A 581-nucleotide genomic window follows, 5' to 3' on the forward strand; every position below is an offset into this window, starting at 1 on the left:
GGCACCAGCACCGCCCCCGCCCCCGGTACTGCCGGCGGTCCGGGTGCGGGCCAGTCCGGGACGGTGGTCCGTTCCACGGTGCTTAAGCGCCTGTTCCGGAACCCGTTGGGCGTCATCGCGATGCTCATCCTGCTGGGCATGGCCCTGCTGGCGGTGTTCGCTGATGTCCTGGCCCCGTTTGATGAGAACTTCGCCAACATCTCCAAGACCCTTGCCGCTCCGGACGAGGTGAACATCCTGGGCACGGACAGTTCCGGCCGGGATGTCTGGAGCCGGCTGCTGTTTGGGGCACGGTTGACGCTGCTGTCGGCGTTGTTGTGCGCGGCGGTTGCGATCGGTATTGGCCTGCCCGCCGGGCTGGTCGCGGGCTATTACGCGGGCAGGTTCGAGGCGGTATCGAACTGGGTGGTCAGTATCCTGATGAGCCTGCCGGGCCTGATCGTGCTGCTGACCATCCGTGCAGCGTTCGGGCCCTCGGTGTGGATCGCGATGATCGCGTTCGGGATCCTGATCAGCCCGTCCTATTTCCGGCTGACCCGGTCAGCGGTGCAGTCGGTCCGCAACGAACTCTACGTCGACGC

1 protein-coding gene is annotated in these 581 nt (G+C 66.3%); it reads left to right on the forward strand.

From position 1 onward, the window contains the following. Positions 1-581, forward strand: a 581-nt coding sequence (locus AC6CHP_RS20720) for an ABC transporter permease (protein WP_498232050.1), incomplete at both ends; no start/stop codon positions are given.

It is taken from the genome of Pseudarthrobacter sp. GQ63 (assembly GCF_059758765.1).